Annotated in this window: 19 protein-coding genes; 8 read left to right on the top strand and 11 right to left on the bottom strand. The window is 45.9% G+C overall.

Annotated elements, in window-relative coordinates; translation table 11 throughout:
• Positions 1-39 precede the first annotated feature (39 nt).
• From ACFSUO_RS14955 to ACFSUO_RS14945, 3 genes are all read right to left on the bottom strand, one after another.
• Positions 40-228 (bottom strand): hypothetical protein, encoded by a 189-nt coding sequence (locus tag ACFSUO_RS14955; protein WP_382395526.1) that lies wholly within the window; start codon positions 226-228, stop codon positions 40-42.
• A gap of 210 nt (positions 229-438) precedes the next feature.
• Positions 439-1,275 (bottom strand): sugar nucleotide-binding protein, encoded by an 837-nt coding sequence (locus ACFSUO_RS14950; RefSeq protein WP_382395524.1) that lies wholly within the window; start codon positions 1,273-1,275, stop codon positions 439-441.
• 128 nt (positions 1,276-1,403) lie between these two features.
• Positions 1,404-2,429 (bottom strand): acyltransferase family protein, encoded by a 1,026-nt coding sequence (locus ACFSUO_RS14945; protein WP_382395530.1) that lies wholly within the window; start codon positions 2,427-2,429, stop codon positions 1,404-1,406.
• A 280-nt stretch (positions 2,430-2,709) separates the two neighbouring features.
• On the opposite strand from ACFSUO_RS14945, the gene ACFSUO_RS14940 reads away from it, so the two are divergent.
• Positions 2,710-2,877: a hypothetical protein gene (locus ACFSUO_RS14940; protein WP_382395522.1), complete on the top strand. Its 168-nt coding sequence runs from the start codon at positions 2,710-2,712 to the stop codon at positions 2,875-2,877.
• Entirely contained in the window at positions 2,874-3,104 is a 231-nt protein-coding gene (locus ACFSUO_RS14935) for a hypothetical protein (RefSeq protein ID WP_382395520.1), read from the top strand. The genes ACFSUO_RS14940 and ACFSUO_RS14935 overlap by 4 nt, the downstream gene beginning before the upstream one ends.
• 379 nt (positions 3,105-3,483) lie before the next feature.
• On the opposite strand, the gene ku is transcribed toward ACFSUO_RS14935, so the two are convergent.
• Positions 3,484-4,341, bottom strand: coding sequence for a non-homologous end joining protein Ku (gene ku, locus ACFSUO_RS14930; protein WP_382395518.1), 858 nt, complete (start codon positions 4,339-4,341; stop codon positions 3,484-3,486).
• A 100-nt stretch (positions 4,342-4,441) separates the two neighbouring features.
• Here ku and ACFSUO_RS14925 point away from each other — a divergent pair, with 100 nt between their 5' ends.
• Positions 4,442-6,244 (top strand): DNA ligase D, encoded by a 1,803-nt coding sequence (locus tag ACFSUO_RS14925; protein ID WP_382395516.1) that lies wholly within the window; start codon positions 4,442-4,444, stop codon positions 6,242-6,244.
• On the opposite strand, the gene ACFSUO_RS14920 is transcribed toward ACFSUO_RS14925, so the two are convergent.
• From ACFSUO_RS14920 to ACFSUO_RS14900, 5 genes are all read right to left on the bottom strand, one after another.
• On the bottom strand, positions 6,232-6,633 hold the full coding sequence (locus ACFSUO_RS14920) for a hypothetical protein (RefSeq protein ID WP_382395514.1): 402 nt from the start codon (positions 6,631-6,633) through the stop codon (positions 6,232-6,234). The two genes, ACFSUO_RS14925 and ACFSUO_RS14920, sit on opposite strands and share 13 nt — an antisense overlap.
• Before the next feature lie 81 nt (positions 6,634-6,714).
• Positions 6,715-8,109 carry an L-cystine transporter gene (locus tag ACFSUO_RS14915; RefSeq protein ID WP_382395512.1) on the bottom strand — a complete coding sequence of 465 codons (1,395 nt, stop codon included), beginning with the start codon at positions 8,107-8,109 and terminating at the stop codon, positions 6,715-6,717.
• A gap of 339 nt (positions 8,110-8,448) precedes the next feature.
• Positions 8,449-8,889 carry an OsmC family protein gene (locus tag ACFSUO_RS14910; RefSeq protein ID WP_382395510.1) on the bottom strand — a complete coding sequence of 147 codons (441 nt, stop codon included), beginning with the start codon at positions 8,887-8,889 and terminating at the stop codon, positions 8,449-8,451.
• 60 nt (positions 8,890-8,949) lie between these two features.
• Positions 8,950-10,128 (bottom strand): chromate efflux transporter, encoded by a 1,179-nt coding sequence (chrA, locus tag ACFSUO_RS14905; protein WP_382395508.1) that lies wholly within the window; start codon positions 10,126-10,128, stop codon positions 8,950-8,952.
• Between the two features lie 157 nt (positions 10,129-10,285).
• Positions 10,286-10,921, bottom strand: coding sequence for a CAP domain-containing protein (locus tag ACFSUO_RS14900; protein WP_382395506.1), 636 nt, complete (start codon positions 10,919-10,921; stop codon positions 10,286-10,288).
• A gap of 701 nt (positions 10,922-11,622) precedes the next feature.
• On the opposite strand from ACFSUO_RS14900, the gene ahpC reads away from it, so the two are divergent.
• From ahpC to ACFSUO_RS14875, 5 genes are all read left to right on the top strand, one after another.
• Positions 11,623-12,192: an alkyl hydroperoxide reductase subunit C gene (gene ahpC, locus ACFSUO_RS14895; RefSeq protein WP_382395504.1), complete on the top strand. Its 570-nt coding sequence runs from the start codon at positions 11,623-11,625 to the stop codon at positions 12,190-12,192.
• Between the two features lie 15 nt (positions 12,193-12,207).
• Positions 12,208-13,740: an alkyl hydroperoxide reductase subunit F gene (ahpF, locus tag ACFSUO_RS14890; protein ID WP_382395502.1), complete on the top strand. Its 1,533-nt coding sequence runs from the start codon at positions 12,208-12,210 to the stop codon at positions 13,738-13,740.
• A 266-nt stretch (positions 13,741-14,006) separates the two neighbouring features.
• Positions 14,007-14,216 (top strand): hypothetical protein, encoded by a 210-nt coding sequence (locus ACFSUO_RS14885; protein WP_382395500.1) that lies wholly within the window; start codon positions 14,007-14,009, stop codon positions 14,214-14,216.
• Positions 14,217-14,327: 111 nt separating this feature from the next.
• Positions 14,328-14,564 carry a hypothetical protein gene (locus ACFSUO_RS14880; protein WP_382395498.1) on the top strand — a complete coding sequence of 79 codons (237 nt, stop codon included), beginning with the start codon at positions 14,328-14,330 and terminating at the stop codon, positions 14,562-14,564.
• Between the two features lie 107 nt (positions 14,565-14,671).
• Positions 14,672-14,986: a hypothetical protein gene (locus ACFSUO_RS14875; protein ID WP_382395496.1), complete on the top strand. Its 315-nt coding sequence runs from the start codon at positions 14,672-14,674 to the stop codon at positions 14,984-14,986.
• 895 nt (positions 14,987-15,881) lie between these two features.
• Here ACFSUO_RS14875 and ACFSUO_RS14870 read toward each other — a convergent pair.
• Together ACFSUO_RS14870 and ACFSUO_RS14865 are read right to left on the bottom strand one after the other, a co-directional pair.
• Positions 15,882-16,241 carry a DUF488 domain-containing protein gene (locus ACFSUO_RS14870; protein WP_382395494.1) on the bottom strand — a complete coding sequence of 120 codons (360 nt, stop codon included), beginning with the start codon at positions 16,239-16,241 and terminating at the stop codon, positions 15,882-15,884.
• Positions 16,242-16,409: 168 nt separating this feature from the next.
• The gene (locus ACFSUO_RS14865) at positions 16,410-17,192 is read right to left on the bottom strand and encodes a TerC family protein (RefSeq protein WP_382395492.1); all 783 of its coding nucleotides are present in this window, start codon (positions 17,190-17,192) and stop codon (positions 16,410-16,412) included.
• Positions 17,193-17,436 lie beyond the last annotated feature (244 nt).

Raw genomic sequence — 17,436 nt, 5'->3', positions numbered from 1 at the left:
GAAGGCCAAAAGAACATCCTGTTTTAAAGTTAAAAGGACTTAGTTTGGAAGTATGAATAATTCAGGTTCCATTTTATTATTCTCTGTTTCTTTTGAGCCTTTATCTGGTGATCCACCATTTTCATTTTGTGCCGTACTGCTGTCTGGTGATTCATTGTTTGACTTAGCATCCGACTCCCGTGATGAGTTTCCACAAGCAGCCAATACAACTAATACTACTGTTAACATTATAATAAATTTCCGGTTATTTTTTATTTTTAACGCCTCCGTGTGCTGATATAGTTTTGTATTTTAGCTGAATAAGGGTTATTTCAACTTATTTTAATATTAACATAAATGAGCACTTAACTATAACCGGAACAAAAAAAAGCCTCACTAATGAGAATTTTAGTGTGTCCTACTAGCGAGAGGTAAAACCCGGGACAAGGGCCTTATTTTTTAATTCATTGTGCGAAAGTGGAGATTTGTTTCTTTCGCTATTTTTTCGGTTGTTAATGCGGTATTCTTTGGCACTTCTTCATCAGGGAGTTCGGTTTCTGATGCCTTTTCGAGCAGTCCCGTATTGTAACCGAGCTGCTCTGCCATTTTGTACATGAACGTGTAATAACTTGCCTTCTGCTTTGGTCCAGTGTGGTAGATTCCTTTCCGATCATTCGATATGAAAGTCTTGACCGCGTCAGCCAGGTCCTCGACATGCACAAACGTTCGGATCAGGTCATCACGGTAGGCAGCAGTTTTTCCCCGCTCCAGTGCAGCAATCATTTCTTCTGTCCGTTCATCCCGCTTGCCAAGGCTGTTTTTCCCGTAAATCGGCCCGGCGCGCAAAATAGCGTAGTTCGTCAATTCCTTCGTTATCAGCCGCTCAGCTTTCACTTTTGCATTGGCATAGGTGCTCCAAACGTGTTCGTCCGGCAGCTTGCCAGTCGGATCCGCTTCTGTATATGGCCCGTTCCCGTCAGTAAAAACGAAGTCCGTTGACAGATAAACCAATTTCGTTTCCGGTGTCAAATGGGTGAGCAGATGGAACAATCCTTCATTGATCAGTTCATCCTCATAGGAACCACTCATAACGGACCAGACAACCACATCCGGCTGCATGGTTTTATAGAACCCGGAAAATGACTCCGGTTCGTTCACATCCAGTTTATGCAAGTCAGTCAATTCACCGGGATCTTCCAAATAGGTGCCAGATACGTCCATTTCCGGATCATTTTTAGCTAACTGATAAACGGCTGAACCGAGATAACCGCTTGCGCCAAATACACATACTTTCATCGTTTACACCTTCCCTTTGCCATCGTTAAGCTCATTCTTTCGCTAGATTTGCACCGTAGTTTGTTGCTGTAGTACGCAGCACGGGCTGGTTTTTTCTATTATCCGCGCGAAAACGCCGGTAATATCTTCTATGCACTCGTCTTCGTCTGATCCTGTCTGTAGCCGAACCGGTCGCTTATCATCCCTTTCAGCATGGACAGTTTTCCTTCCACGAACGGCTGCCAGATGCCTAGTACAGGCCGGCTTGCCAGCACAAGAACAATAAGGGCGGCCATCAGACCAAGACCGATTACATCAATCACATGGTTGACAGCAAATAAGTCGGCTTCGCGGAAAAATTGGATAAAGAATCCATGCAGCAAATAAACGTACAGTGTCCGTGCACCGAGATGTGTCAGCCGGCTGTGATGGGATGGCATCCAGGCAAGCACACTGGCAGCCATCAGAGCGGACGTTACATAAACTAATAACCGTGCAAGAACACCCAAATCAGGCATGCCCAGATCACTGTATGACTTGGACGCGAGCAGCCAGCCCGAATTGAAATCAGGCGCCACATAAATAGCCACTGCAATGGCGGCCATAACCACAAGTGCAGCCACCCGAACCTGTGTCCGTCTCAGCCATGCCAGCTGTTCTTTCGTCATCCAGTAGCCCAAGAGAAAAAATGGAAAAAATACGAATGTCCTGGAAAGACTGAACGTATGGCCGATATCCCCAAACAGACCAACAATCAGCCCAATACCGATGGAGATTGCCAGCCCAGTCGCGGCAGGCAGTTTTTTGAACCAAGCCAGAAGCAGATGCCAGCAGAACAGGCTGAACAAAAACCATAACGACCAATGCGGATAAAACATGCCCGCCTGCCAGTCTTCTTTGCCAATCAGGAAGAAATACCCTGTATAAAGCAGCTGAAAGATGAAATATGGCAAAAGCAGCTTTTTTGCCATTTTCGTCATATAATTTATTTTCCCGGAACCCTTAGCAAAAAAACCCGCCAGAAAAATAAATGCTGGCATATGGAAAGTGTAAATCCACAAATACAATGTATTCATCCCCGCCGCTGCATCCCTGAACGGCTGAATAACATGCCCAAACACGACCAAAAAAATCAGCACTAGTTTCGCATTATCAAAAAAAGCATTCCGTTCCATTTCCTCACCCTTTACATTCGTAATCTTGCTGCACATTGGCATACATACCCGTTTTTACACAGCAATACGACAGCGAAAGCCCATTTTCTGGTGATTGTTAATGGATTGTAAGCGGAATGCAATAAAATGCAATTTTTGTAATGGACTGGCGGGGTGGGGGTGAGCGGGCGGGGAAGGAACCCGCGAGCGGGATTATCCTTATTGGGCGGGCGGAGAAGGAACCCGCGAGCGGGATTATCCTTATTGGGCGGCTGGGAGTGTGTGGGGGAGGCCATCCCAGTTGGGGTGGATATCTGCTCGTTATGGTTGGGGAGCGACCGGTTTGGCTGGGACTAACCGGGTGGGAGTAGATATCGACCGATTGGAGGCCAGAATCAACCGATTGGAGGCTGGAATCAACCGTTCGGAGGCCAGAATCAACCGTTTGGGGCTGGAATCGACCGATTGAGGGCCAGAATCGACCGTTTGGGGCTAGAATCAACCGATCGGGGCCAGAATCGACCGTTTGGGGCCAAAAATCAACCGTTTGGGGCTGGAATCAACCGTTCGGGACCAAGAATCGACCGATTGAGGGCTGGAATCAACCGTTCGGAGCCAAGAATCGACCGTTTGGGGGCTGGAATCGACCGATTGAGGCTGGAATCAACCGTTCGGGGCCAAGTATCAACCGATTGAGGGCTGGAATCAACCGTTCGGGACCAAAATCAACCCATTGGAGGCTGGAATCAACCGTTTGAGGCTGGAATCAACCGTTCGGAGCCAAGAATCGACCGATTGGGGCTGGAATCAACCGTTCGGGACCAAGAATCGACCGATTGAGGGCTAGAATCAACCGTTCGGGACCAAAATCAACCGATTGGAGGCTGGAATCAACCGTTCGGCGCCAAGAATCAACCGATTGAGGCAGAAATCAACCGTTCGGCGCCAAGAATCAACCGATTGAGGCTGGAATCAACCGTTTGGGACAGGAATCAACCAATTGGGGGCTGAAATCAACCGATTGAGGGCCAGTATCGACCGATCACCGCAGAATATCAGCCCCATTTGCCACAGCTTACTTGGCTTTGGCGATTTTTTTCTTCGGTGTGGCTGCTTTTTTGCCCGTTTTTTGCTTTGTTTTTGTCGGTTTGTCATCTTTTGCCCGGTCAAGCGATTTTTGCAGGGCATCCATGAGGTTGGTAACATTGTCCGGTTTCGGTTTTTCCTGGTCAGTTGCAGTTGTCACCTTGTCTCCTTCTTTCTTCTCCTCAATTAAATCCAGCAAGGCTGTCCGGTACTCATCTTCGTATTTTTCCGGATCAAATTCGGCGGAAAGCTGATCGATGAGCATTTTGGCTGTCTCCAGTTCTTTTTCATCGGCATTATCGGCTTCTGGAACGTTCGGAACATCCTTCACGTTGCGTACTTCATCCGGATAGTGGATTGTTTCGGCGACAAGTGTGTTTTCATAAATTCGGATGACCGCGAGTTGTTCTTTGGAACGGATCATTATTTTAGCGACACCGATTTTTCCGGAATCCTTCAGCGCCGAGCGAAGGAGTCCATATGATTTGGCCCCGCCTTCATCCGGCGACAGGTAGTAGCTTTTTTCAAAATAAATTGGGTCTATTTCTTCCAGCTCGACAAAGTCCATGATTTCCACCGCTTTGTCGGTTTGTTCCTTTTTCAGATTTTCCAGTTCCTCGTCGTCCAGCACGACGAATTTATTTTTTGCATATTCATATGCCTTCACGATTTCATCATTTTCCACTTCACGGTCACAGTTCGGGCAAACGCGCTCATATTTCACTGGTGTCTGGCATTCCTTGTGGAGGTTGCGCAGTTTGACGTCTTTGTTTTCCGTTGCGGCATGCATTTTTACCGGGATATTGACCAGCCCGAAACTGATAGTGCCTTTCCACATCGTATGCATGGAACATCCTCCTTTTTTGCATAGTTTGCCGTCATCAAACGAATTTATCCTGATAGTTCGGGGTGAATTGAGGCATTTTAACGGACAGGAGGTTGTGTGCATGCATGTGATGAAGCCGATTGCCAGTGAAGAGATCCCGCGTGGTGATGACTGGGTGTATGAAACAAAATATGACGGATACCGCTGCCAGCTGACGTGTGGGAAAGACGGTTCGGTCAAGCTCTTGAGCAGAAATGAAACGGATTTGACGGCCAATTTTCCGGAGATTATCGAAAACTGCAGCAGATACTTAGCCGAGGAGCAGCTGCCGCTAACCATCGATGGGGAGCTTGTTGTGTTGAATCACCCCCACCAGGCCAATTTTTCCCAGATTCAAAAGCGCAGCCGCATGAAAAATAAGGACCGGATTGATGAAGCTGCGTCCAGACGCCCGGCCAGTTTCATGGCATTTGATTTGCTCTTAGAAGCGGGGAGTTCCTTGACAAGGATACCGTTAGAGAAGCGTAAACAAAGGCTGGCAACTGTTTTCGGAAACACGGGCCAGCTGGGCGAGCGTATTCATTTTGTCCCGTTTTCAAAAGATGCGGATGCAGCATGGGATAAATTGTTCCGCTATAAAGGGGAAGGGCTGGTGGCGAAACGGAATTCAAGTCTGTACGGGAATGGCAAGAAACACCAGGACTGGTTCAAGATTAAAAATTGGCGGACGATTACGGCAGTGCTGCCATTTTATGACCCGAAAAATGAGTATTTTACCGCCTGTGTATTTCAGGATGATGAAGTGGTGGAAATTGGCAAATGCAAGCACGGACTGGATGAAGAAGCATTTCGTACATTGCGGGAGTTGTTTTTCACAAACGGGAAAAACGAACAAGGTGGATATCGGCTTCCCCCGGCAGTGTGCGCGTCCATCCATACTCTCGACCCGGTTGCAGGCGAAATTCGGGAACCTTCCTTCAGTCAGTTGCTTCCGGAAATGGATGTAGCGGCCTGCACATCGGCAAAATTAAAACTAGACCTCGCGATGCTGCCGGACAGTGTTGACGTGTCCAATACGGATAAGGTGTTTTGGCCGGAAGCTGATATGACCAAGGGCGACCTGCTTGCCTACATGCGCGAAATCGCCCCATATATGCTGCCTTTTTTAAAAAATAGACTCCTAACAATTATCCGATCGCCTGACGGGGTCTCAGGAGAATCATTTTTTCAAAAACATCTGCCGGATTATGCACCGGATTTTCTCGAAGGGGTTGTGCGGGACGAGGAGACACATTTTGTTTGCAACAATCTGGACGCTCTCATTTGGCTGGCTAATCATGGCACGATGGAATACCATATCCCGTTTCAAACGGTGACGGACGATAAACCGGCTGAAATCGTGTTTGACCTGGATCCGCCCGGTCGGGAAGCCTTTCAGCTGGCTGTAAAAGCTGCGAGATTGCTGAAGCAGCTACTGGACGACCTTGAGCTGATGTCGTTTGTTAAAACATCGGGCGGAAAAGGTTTGCAAGTGCATATTCCCATTCCGGCCGGCAGCATGACGTATGAGGAGACCGGCATTTTTACAGAGGCGATAGCTTTGACGCTGGAGCATGGGTATCCGGATTTATTTACAACAGAACGGTTCAAAAATAAACGTGGCGGGCGGCTGTACATCGATTACCTCCAGCACGGCAAAGATAAAACCCTGATTGCGCCATACTCCCCAAGAAAGCGGGAGGATGCTACCGTTGCCGCACCATTATATTGGGAAGAAGTAGATGAGGATTTGCACCCGTCGGCATTTACCATCAACAACGTGGTTGAACGTGTGCAGACGCACGGATGCCCGTTTGCCGAATATGCTACGGCAGGCGAACAGCAAAAGATGGATAAACTTTTGGGAATGATTCAAGATGAGTGAGGATGGGGATTTTCGGCGGCGGCCGAAAATCTTTCTTTTGGTTGGCCCGGGCCGCGCGAGTTTTCCGATTTTCGCGCGACTTTCGACCGGTTCCGCGCGACTTTTCCGATTTTCGCGCGACTTTCGACCGGTGCCGCGCGACTTTTTCGATTTTCGCGCGACTTTTGGCCCGGTGCCGCGCGACTTTTTCGATTTTCGCGCGACTTTCGACCGGTGCCGCGCGACTTTTCCGATTCTCGCGCGACTTTCAACCGGTGCCGCGCGACTTTTACGGTTTTCGCGCGAGTTTGGGCGAGTGCCGCGACTTGGGCGCTGCTCTCGCTCGATTTGCTGCTGCTCTCGCTCGATTTACGTGCCTCCCCGCTCGATTTACGCGCCTTCCCGCCCAATTTATTACTTCCCTCGCTCGAAGCCCTTTCGCCCATTCAACAAAATAGCCACCCGGACCTGATGGAGTGGCTATTTTTAAATTATAATGCTGTTTCTTGTTCAATTGCTGTTTTATCGTTAAATGTTTTCAGGTTCAGTTTCTTCATAACCCGGGATGTAAGTGTTCCTGTGAGCATCGCGTCATTGACGTTCAATGCGGTGCGGCCCATATCAATTAGCGCTTCAATCGAAATTAACAGTCCGGCCAATGCGACAGGTAATCCCATGGAGGAAAGAACAATCAATGCTGCAAATGTTGCACCTCCGCCGACACCTGCGACTCCAAACGAGCTAATTCCGATAATCAGTATAAGTTGCAGGATGAAGCCTGGTGTTAGTGGATCGATGCCAACTGATGGCGCAATCATAACAGCAAGCATCGCCGGATAAATTCCCGCACATCCGTTTTGGCCGATGGTCGCACCAAATGATGCCGACATATTGGCAATTCCCTGATCAACACCAAGTGCGTTCTTTTGTGCCTGGATATTTAATGGAATAGTTCCGGCACTTGAGCGTGATGTGAACGCAAACGTTAATACCGGCAGCACTTTTTTCAAATAAGTCATTGGATTCAGGCCAAATACACCAACCAGCACAAGGTGAATGATAAACATGATGATTAATGCTGCATACGATGCGATAACAAATTTACCAAGTTCAATAATTCCGGCGATATCTGTGTTTGCCACCGTTGTAGCCATCAGCGCCAATATCCCAAATGGCGTCAAACGAAGAATTAATGTCACGATACGCATAACCACTGCGAATATCGTATTAATACCTTTCGTAAACCGTTCTGCCTCTTCTGGTTTCTTTCTGCGCAGTCCAAGAACTGCTATCCCGACGATCATGGAAAAAATAACGATTGCAATCACGGAAGTAGGCCGGTCCTGTGTCATATCCTGAAAAATGTTGGACGGAATAAAACTCAAAATCTTTTCAGGTGTGGACATATCTTCAACATCCCCAAGCCGTGATTCCATCATCGACCCTCGATCCTGCTCTTCCTGGCCTGCTTCAATCTCACTTGCATTCAAGTCAAAAACAGCAGCACTTCCGATACCGACCAGCGCCGCAACCATAGCAGTGGAAACCAAGAATCCAATTATCCATCCAGACATTTTACCAAGGTCGGATGACTTTTCTAAATTAATGATGGATTGAATAATAGAAACCATAACGAGCGGAACAACAATCATCATCAATAATTGCACATAACCTCTGCCGACAATATTATACCATTCCGTCGTTTGGGTCAGAACGTCCGATCCTGTACCATAAATTGCCTGGAGAATAGCTCCCACTACAATTCCAATACCTAACCCTGCAAACACACGCTTACTGAATGAGTAATGTTTTTGCTGCATTCGGATTAAAATTCCAATAAGTACAACAAGAACAGCAACATTCAAAATGATGTAGAATGTATCCACCATCGCTTCCCCCTTTGTTGTCGTGCTTATTTTATGGGCGGCTAAAAGCCTCACCCATAACAAGCGTTTTCTTTATGCTATTTACCAGAAAACTTAACTATATAATTCCGATAAATATAGTATGTTTTATTACTATACAGGGGCGATTAAAAATATGTCAAGAGAGGATATTTTTGGTCTGCGGGACATTGTGCAAGGAGTTTGTTTATGATTTATCGGAATTGGTATCTGAAAAGGAGCCGTGGGTGCAGTTTAACGCAGCTCAATCGTGTTCGCCTTCTATTATAGGGGGTGATTAAAAATGGAAACTAGGGGCCCCAGGTAGGCGGACCCCCAGGTTTATTGAATATCCGCTTGTACTTCAATTTCGACGTTTCCTTTGAGGGCGCGGGAGATCATGCAGCTTGCTTCTGCTTTTTCAGTAAGTTTTTGCAGCAGCTGATAGTTTTTTTCATTCGCGTGCTCCTGCAGTGCGACGTACGGTTTATGGATGATTTTTTTATACGTGATCACGCCATCGGTCACATCAACGATCCCTTCTGAGTTGAGTGCCATTTCCTTAAGCGGGAGTTCTGCCCGTTCGATCATCGCTGCGAGCGTGATGACATAGCACGTTGCCGCCGCGCCGAGAAGCATTTCGTCCGGGTTGGTGCCCACGCCTGGCCCGTCCATTTCAGGCGGGATTGATATTTTTGTCTTGAGATTCCCCGCGTCAATCGAGCCGGTACTGTTCCTGCCGCCCGGCCAGTCTGCCTTTAAATGAAATTGATGCTGTGCCATCATTCCACCTCCGTATTTTTTCTGTTACCTATGTACCCGATGAGTCCGCTACCTACACCGTTAGAAAATCAAACCCATGCCAGTCCCAAGGATAACACCAATGATCACAACGAGCCATGCTGGTGTTTTCCAGAAATGAAGAAGTCCGAACAGAACAGCGGCCAATGCGAAATCTGCGCCGCCTGTGACAGAGCTTGTAAAGACAGGGTCATACCATGCCGCCAGCAAAATGCCGACCACACTCGCGTTCACCCCTGTCAAAACACCTTGAAATCCGGCACGCTGGCGCAGTTCGGACAAAAACGGCAGTGCACCGACAAGAAGCAGAAAGGACGGCAGAAAGATGGCAACAGTCGCAACCACCGCCCCAGTAATCCCGCTGATCATCGTCCCCAAATAACTGGAAAACGTAAACAGCGGCCCGGGAACTGCTTGTGCCATTCCGTAGCCGGCAAGAAATTCACTGCCGGTGAGCATTCCATTCGGCACCACTTCCTGCTCCAGTAGCGGCAAGACGACATGCCCGCCGCCAAAGACAAGGGTGCCGACACGGAAAAAGATATCACCTATCGTGATAAATACATTGGAAACGGCCTGAGACAGGAGCGGTAATCCGATTAACAGTCCTGCCAGCAGTCCCAGCGACAAAATGCCCTGCTTCTTGCTGATCGTAACCGGAAATCGCTGGACCTTGGATGCAGCCTGCCCGGAAAACATAAAAAAGCCCAATGTGGCTGCTGCGATAATAATATTAATCTGCACCAGCGCCGACGAAAAAAGCAGCATGATAACTGCCGCAGCCAACGCTACAGCTATCCGTGGTTTGTCTGGAGTCAGCTTTTTGCCAAGTCCGATGACGGCATGGGCGACGACAGCCACAGCGACAATTTTCAGACTGGCAATCCAAGCCGCATCCCCCAATGAAAAAGTTTGGTAGAAAAGCGCAAACAGCACAAGTACGATAACCGATGGGACAGTAAACCCGAACCACGATACAAGGCCACCCAGCAAACCACCGCGCAGCATCCCGATGGCAATCCCGACCTGACTGCTGGCCGGCCCCGGGAGAAACTGGCACAACGCAATAATGTCCGCATATGTTTTGTCATCGAGCCATTTCCGTTTGTCTATGTATTCGTCTTTAAAATAACCAAGATGGGCAACCGGACCACCGAAAGAAGTCAGCCCCAGCTTAAGTGACGCCCCCAATATCTCAACCAATGAATGTTTTTTCTGCATCTCATCTCCTCCCCCTGCTTTTCCAGGTCCAAACTATCATAATTCCGCGGAGATGACGATCAATTTTACAAAAACTTAACATTCATCTGGTGACGGTCACGGTAAACTGCGGAAATTCCGATGCTCCTCCGACATCAATCCGGTGCTCCGCATCCCTCTATCTTGGTGTCATGAACAATTGGGTCCAGTAGGTTCCATACGGCAGCCCGGCATCTTCTACATACCCGACACCGATATGCGTGAACCCTTCCTTCAGGATGTTTTCACGATGTCCCTTGCTGTTCATCCAGCCTTCTACCACCTGCTCCGGGCTGCGCTGACCTGCTGCAATGTTTTCACCGGCCAGTTGGAAGGTGAAATCGAACTGCTCCATCATCTCAAACGGGGAACCATACGTTGGTGATGTGTGGCTGAAATAATTGTTATCCGCCATATCCTGAGATTTCTTCCGGGCAAGATCACTTAATCCATGATGCATCTCCAATGGCTCCAGACCCTTCTTTGTCCGTTCTTCATTCACAAGTTCCACGACTTCTTTTTCATAGGCGGATGGCTCCGCGGTATCCATATCCGGAGCCTCCCTCTGTTCTTCTAATTGAAAAAATTGAGTGAGGTCCTCCTTATATTCGTTGATCGTTATATCCTTATCAGCGAACCATTCCTGTATCGCTGCCGTCCAATTTTCTATAGATGCCGTTTCCATTAGATCCGAATTCCATGTTTCTTGCACCGTAGCTGGTGTCCGAACCGATATCATAAATAAAACAGCAACCAATATAAACAGCCGTTTCATTGATGTGCACTCCTCCACTCGCGAGTCTCTGCCCTATTCCGTATCAATTTAAATCATAATGTCCAAAAGAAGTCCTTCCACTTACCCAAGAGTCTTTTGCGCTCTTTCTTTATTCTATTATACACCAAAACGTAATAGGGTGAATCACATAAATGATTGTGGTGCATTACTCATTGATAAAACAATAACCCACAAAATACCACCAAAGGCAGCACACAATTTAACGTACGCTATCTGTTGAGAAAGAGCTTTCTCCGCATTAAATCGTCCATCACCCGATTAGTGACCGGATGATGACAAAGGCTCTACGTAACAAAATTGGATATTCTTTTTCCACCGCACCCCGCCCCGTTCTCGCACGTTTTCCTCCCCGTTCCCAGAGAGATTCATTCGAATTGGAGAAGTTCCTTGGGGAAACACTAAAGACACGGCAACCCCTCATTGCGAAAGTTTCAACAACAAGAGGTCAATTAGTGGAAAACCTTGAGCGGATACGATATTCTGGGATTAAAGAGGCAGTAACCATGCCACCAGCTTTATTCGGAGTATCCGTATCCGGCAATGTTACAAGTGTTATAGTTGACTGCAATTATCTTTCATGTAATAATTAGTATTGAATTATAATAATTATAATTCAGCAGTGAAACTTGAGGTCTTAAAAACCATTTATACATCTAAAACATATTAGGAGGAGATTTACTATGTCTTTAATAGGAAAAGAAATCCAACCATTCCAAGCATCAGCTTACAATCCAGGTAACGGAGAGTTTATCGATGTTACCGATGAGAACCTGAAAGGAAAATGGAGCATTGTTTGCTTTTATCCAGCAGACTTTTCTTTCGTTTGTCCTACAGAGCTTGAGGATCTTCAGAAACAATATGCAACTTTGCAAGAACTCGGGGTTGAAGTGTATTCCGTTTCAACAGATTCTCATTTCGTCCATAAAGCATGGCACGATCACTCAGAAGCTATCAACAAAATTGAATATACGATGATCGGCGACCCTTCACAAACCATCTCCCGCAACTTCGATGTGCTGGATGAAGAAGTTGGTTTTGCACAGCGCGGTACGTTCATTATTGATCCGGACGGTGTTGTACAAGCAGCTGAAATCAATGCGGATGGTATCGGCCGTGATGCAAGCACACTCGTCGGCAAGGTAAAAGCAGCACAATACGTTCGCAACAACCCAGGTGAAGTTTGCCCGGCAAAATGGGAAGAAGGTTCCGAAACACTCAAACCAAGCCTTGATCTTGTAGGTAAAATTTAAGGGGTAGATCCAATCATGATACTAGACACAGATTTAAAAGCACAATTAGCTCAATACCTTGAATTAATGGAAGGCGATGTGCTGCTTAAAGTAAGTGCGGGATCGGATGACACCTCCCGCGATATGATGGAGTTAGTGGATGAACTGGCCACCATGTCATCCCGTATTAAAGTGGAGACCACTGAGCTTGAAAGAACACCGAGTTTCAGTGTGAATCGTGTCGGGGAAGATACCGGGATAACGTTTGCCGGCATTCCTCTTGGACACGAATTCACATCTCTGGTACTGGCACTCCTGCAGGTTAGCGGCAGAGCTCCAAAAGAAGACCAGAAACTCATCGATCAGGCCAAGAATTTGGAAGGAAAGCATCACTTTGTCACCTATGTTAGCCTGAGCTGTCAAAACTGCCCAGTTGTTGTGCAAGCACTGAACGTATTGAGCGTTCTTAACCCTAACATTACGCACACCATGATTGATGGTGCCACATTTAAAGAGGAAGCAGAAAGCAACAACATCATGGCAGTACCAACCGTGTTCCTGAATGGCGAATCATTCGGAGGCGGCCGTATGTCACTGGAAGAAATACTGGCTAAGTTAGGCAGTGCTCCGGACGCTTCTGAATTTGAAAACAAAGATCCATATGATGTACTTGTTGTCGGTGGTGGACCGGCGAGTGCAAGTGCCGCCATCTATGCAGCACGTAAAGGCATTCGTACTGGCATTGTCGCTGAACGCTTCGGCGGACAAGTCAACGACACAGCAGGCATTGAAAACTTTATCAGTGTTAAGCGCACCGAAGGCCCTAAATTCGCAGCAAACCTTGAGGAGCACGTGAAAGATTATGACATTGACGTCATGAACTTGCAGCGTGCCACAGGACTGGAAAGAAAACAGGACTTCGTTGAAATTGAACTAGAAAACGGTGCTTCCCTAAAAGGTAAATCCGTCGTCCTTTCAACAGGTGCCCGCTGGCGCAAAATCGGTGTACCCGGTGAGGATGAGTTCAGAAATAAAGGTGTAGCATACTGTCCACACTGTGATGGTCCGCTGTTTGAAGGAAAAGACGTATCCGTTATTGGCGGAGGAAATTCCGGTGTTGAAGCCGCAATTGACCTCGCTGGTATTGTAAATCATGTAACTGTTCTCGAATTCTCCTCCGAACTGAAAGCTGATTCTGTCCTGCAGGAGCGTCTGCACAGTCTGCCGAACGTAACTGTTTTGACGAATGCAAAAACAACAGAAATTACCGGTGAAGACAATGTAAACGGCCTTACTTACATTGATCGTGAGACTGAAACAGAACAGCACATTGAACTGGAAGGTGTATTTGTCCAGATCGGACTTCTGCCGAATACGGATTGGCTAGGCGACTCCGTTGAGCGAAATAAATTCGGCGAGATTGTTGTGGATCGACATGGCGCAACGAACGTACCAGGCGTCTTTGCTGCAGGCGACTGCACCGATGATCCGAACAAACAAATCATTATTTCCATGGGCTCCGGCGCAAACACAGCCTTAAATGCTTTCGATTATCTTATCCGAAATTAATAATAGACATGAGTCACATGACAAAGAGTCACTTTACTGCCAAGTAGTAAAGTGACTCTTTTATGTTCTTGTTCCATAGTTTATTCGTACGAGACCAGCCCCGAAAACATAGTAAGGAATTATGGATGTTCGGTGTTTGTGTTAAACTGCCTTAAGAAGCTTCATTTACAAAATCATTTTTTGCTATAATAAGCTAAACTCTTTGAATTGACTTTCTCCTCAACAATAGGGCGACCATTCCGGAATGGCCATTTTGGAGTGATATTATGTCCAAGAAAAAAATGTCCAAAAGAAAAAAAGGCTATTTGGAAGCGATTGTAGTTATTATTATTTTCACACTTATAATATTTATTTTTGACTCACCTAAAATAAGCAGCTTTATCATCATAGGAGTAATTGCTGTTTTTAATATCTTTATTTTTGAATTATTTATATTTGACAACGGTAATAAAACGGATTATGAAAGAAGCAATTAAAGGAAATATGCAGAAATTGGGCGCAAATCCGGATTAAGTATTAGCGCCCCAAACCCAATATAAGAGCCTGTTTTTGCGTTAAATCAAAATACGCCATAAGGAGGAGATTTGATGGCATCTTGGGTTTCTTGGATTACTGTGGGACTTATAGTAGCAGTATTAATTTATGCAATTTTAAGCGTGTACTTAAAGAAACCGACAGGCTTATATATTGCCGCAGCATTCCATATTGTCTTGGGGATTTTGTCACTTCCTTCAATTGGATTATATGTATTAGGATTTGCTATTCTTGAAGTAATCGTAGGGATTGCAATGACTGCAAAACATCGTCGCGCACGGACTAATTAATTGAATTCTGTTTCTTATCGAGGGAAATTGCGAAAAAAAGATTAAATCATTTCTTACTTCTTAACCTAATCGTGTTATAATATAGAAAAGAAATCGGAGTGGTTTTAATGGAAGAAACTTTGAATCAAATACTTAGCGAGCTTCAAAAGGTCAATCAAAGAATGGATGTTTTTGAAAAACGCTTTGATAACTTAGATAAAGATGTGAAAGAGCTTAAAGATGGACAAGAACAACTGAAAGACAGCACAATTAATCGTGTTGGTCCATATATTGAAGAAGTTGCTAAGCATATCGATGAAAGTTTTGATGATGTAAAAGAAACTTTAGAAGACCAACAAAGGGTTATTGATACTTTAGCAGTTCGTTCCGTTAAGAACGAGAGTGAAATAAAAGACTTTAGACGCATATTAAAAAATCATTAAGGAGTGCTTATGCTCCTTATTTTCCTTCGTTCTCCAAATCATCTCCTTCATAGATATCTCCAAAAAAATTATAATTACACAGTATGAGTGAATTTCATAATTCAATATCTACCTTTGAAATACGAACAATTTGGTTATTGCGTTTGATTTCCACTTCAGGCGGACGCTTTCCGCGGGCGGCTGATGAGCCTCCTCAGGCTAACGCCTTGCGGGGTCTCATCTAGGCCTCTTATCCCGCAGGAGTCGTCCGCCTTCCGTTCCAATCTTCTAAGGTGGAGTACGAATGATTAAGTGTATTTTCAGTTATAAGTTCGTATATTAAGCAAAAAAAGTATTTATGAAATTCATTCAGTATAATCAACTGATCATTATTATAAAACTTTTGTTCAGCAAAACTAGCTAATAGAAGTCCATCTCTTATTCATTTAAGGGGCACGTTAGTGGAAGAACGGAAAATATGCGGCCATCGAATAAAGAGTTCCACATTACATACCGACTCCACTTCTCATTTAATCTAGCGGCCCGGATATACGTATTTTCTTCGTACGATGCTTCGCTGTCGCAGCTTTCCTTGTCCTGTGCATCCGCTGGCTAAGTTTGCAACGTCCTGCGCGGGTACCTGCACTAGCACACACTATCCATCGAAATTCTCGGGGCAACCCCGGCAAAGAAGGCACTGCAACACAAACCGCGTGAGCTTGAGCAGATGTCGCACTTATACCCGGACTGGTGAAAGAGACGAGCAAAACCTCTAGCGAGAAGCTGCAAGTTGCAAGGAACATATGCTTCGCCCAATTAACTTGCAACGCGACAAGCAACATTGTATCCAGGCCACGGGTTCAAATATGTTTAGGCTCCATTCCCACCTGGTTCCACCGGGCTGCTGTCTGCCTTTTTATTGCCTGTCCAATATTTCTTTCAGCACCTTGGCCTGATTGTACTGTTCATCTTTGGCCGCAAACAAAAGGGTTAGCTGCTTATTTTGATCTTTTGCCAGTTCTTTCAGCTGCTGGAGGGATTCCTGCTGTTTGCCACCCTGAAGCTCTTCTTTGTATTTCCGTTTGAATGCCTCATATTTGTCCGGATCGTGCCCGAACCATTTGCGCAGTTCACTGGACGGGCCAACTTCCTTCAGCCAATGATCAAGCTGTGCGGCATCTTTGGAAACACCTCTTGGCCATACCCGGTCAACAAGCACACGTACACCGTCATCATTTTCGACCTTTTCGTAAATCCGCTTTGTTTTAACAGCCATCCGGTAGCACACTCCTTCACGAATTCGTCACCGCCCCTGCCATATTTAGCAAGCGCGGCTGTTTTCAAGATGGGCACTTATTAAGCCTTTTCCACAAACATGCTGGCAGTAAACTTCATTATAATTAGTCCAATCATCCAGCCTGCAAAAACAAGGCTGGGCCAATGTTTAGGATGATGATCCATCACTAGCCCTTTTACCTTCGCCTGTTTTACCGGAAACAAACCATCCAATAACCGCAATACTTAGAAGGACTCCCCAGAAAGTGATGGTCCATCCGGTGCTGTGGGCAAATCCTTTGTCCAATACGCCGACATCTTCATGGGAAAGCGTAATGACGGCAAGTTTAACACCAACCCATGCAACAATTAAATAGGCCGTTGTTTCTAATCCAGGACGGACTTCAAGCAGTTTTATGAACCAATTAGCAGCAAATTTAATTAGGACAAGGCCTGCCACACTTGCAAGGACAATAATGGCGAATTTACCACCGTCCATCCCACCAAAATTAGATAATGGTGTTTCTGGTAACGTGACGGCAAGTGCAACGGCAGCGAGAATAGAGTCAACCGCAAACGCGACATCAGCCACGCCGATTTTTGCCACCGTCGGCCAAAAGCCTGTACCCTTTTTGTTGGCCTTCTCTTCGTTGTCCGCTTCTTTTGAGCCGAATACATTGGTGTATACATGTTTTCCGCCCAGGTAAATAAGATATGCTGCTCCGATTGCTTGAACCTCCCATACTTCCGCAAGAAACGATATTAGGAAAATCGCAGCAAACCGGAAAATAAATGCCATATATATACCAAGATCAATTGCCCGCTTTTTCTGATCACCTGGCAGATGTTTTGCCATTACCGCCAGCACAAGTGCGTTGTCAGCAGACAAGAGACCTTCTAAACCAATCAGTATCAATAATGTCCATGCATATTCAATTATATATGGTTCCACAACACGTTCTCCCTTCCAAAAATAAAATAGAGGCTTTTACCAATAATGTGTAAAAGCCTCTGTAAAATATACAGACCTTTACCCATAACCGGTAAAGGTCTTGCTAACAACATATTCGTTGCCAATAAAGCCGAGAGTCTGCAAATGAGCTCTGTAATGACGACTTTACTGTAAAAGCTACTCCCCTTTAAATCGTATGAACAACCTCTTTGAAATCTATAATCATTTAACCACTACAACGGCT

Source organism: Lentibacillus juripiscarius (assembly GCF_042685205.1).
GTDB lineage: Bacteria > Bacillota > Bacilli > Bacillales > Amphibacillaceae > Lentibacillus > Lentibacillus juripiscarius.
Note: the sequence above shows the minus strand (reverse complement) of the source record. Positions and strands in the feature narration are given on the sequence as shown.

Coding starts and splice junctions, on each gene's coding strand:
- ACFSUO_RS14955 (WP_382395526.1), bottom strand. CDS start 228: ATGTTAACAGTAGTATTAGTTGTATTGGCTGCTTGTGGAAACTCATCA.
- ACFSUO_RS14950 (WP_382395524.1), bottom strand. CDS start 1,275: ATGAAAGTATGTGTATTTGGCGCAAGCGGTTATCTCGGTTCAGCCGTT.
- ACFSUO_RS14945 (WP_382395530.1), bottom strand. CDS start 2,429: ATGGAACGGAATGCTTTTTTTGATAATGCGAAACTAGTGCTGATTTTT.
- ku (WP_382395518.1), bottom strand. CDS start 4,341: ATGCATACGATGTGGAAAGGCACTATCAGTTTCGGGCTGGTCAATATC.
- ACFSUO_RS14925 (WP_382395516.1), top strand. CDS start 4,442: ATGCATGTGATGAAGCCGATTGCCAGTGAAGAGATCCCGCGTGGTGAT.
- ACFSUO_RS14910 (WP_382395510.1), bottom strand. CDS start 8,889: ATGGCACAGCATCAATTTCATTTAAAGGCAGACTGGCCGGGCGGCAGG.
- chrA (WP_382395508.1), bottom strand. CDS start 10,128: ATGCAGAAAAAACATTCATTGGTTGAGATATTGGGGGCGTCACTTAAG.
- ACFSUO_RS14900 (WP_382395506.1), bottom strand. CDS start 10,921: ATGAAACGGCTGTTTATATTGGTTGCTGTTTTATTTATGATATCGGTT.
- ahpC (WP_382395504.1), top strand. CDS start 11,623: ATGTCTTTAATAGGAAAAGAAATCCAACCATTCCAAGCATCAGCTTAC.
- ahpF (WP_382395502.1), top strand. CDS start 12,208: ATGATACTAGACACAGATTTAAAAGCACAATTAGCTCAATACCTTGAA.
- ACFSUO_RS14885 (WP_382395500.1), top strand. CDS start 14,007: ATGTCCAAGAAAAAAATGTCCAAAAGAAAAAAAGGCTATTTGGAAGCG.
- ACFSUO_RS14880 (WP_382395498.1), top strand. CDS start 14,328: ATGGCATCTTGGGTTTCTTGGATTACTGTGGGACTTATAGTAGCAGTA.
- ACFSUO_RS14875 (WP_382395496.1), top strand. CDS start 14,672: ATGGAAGAAACTTTGAATCAAATACTTAGCGAGCTTCAAAAGGTCAAT.
- ACFSUO_RS14870 (WP_382395494.1), bottom strand. CDS start 16,241: ATGGCTGTTAAAACAAAGCGGATTTACGAAAAGGTCGAAAATGATGAC.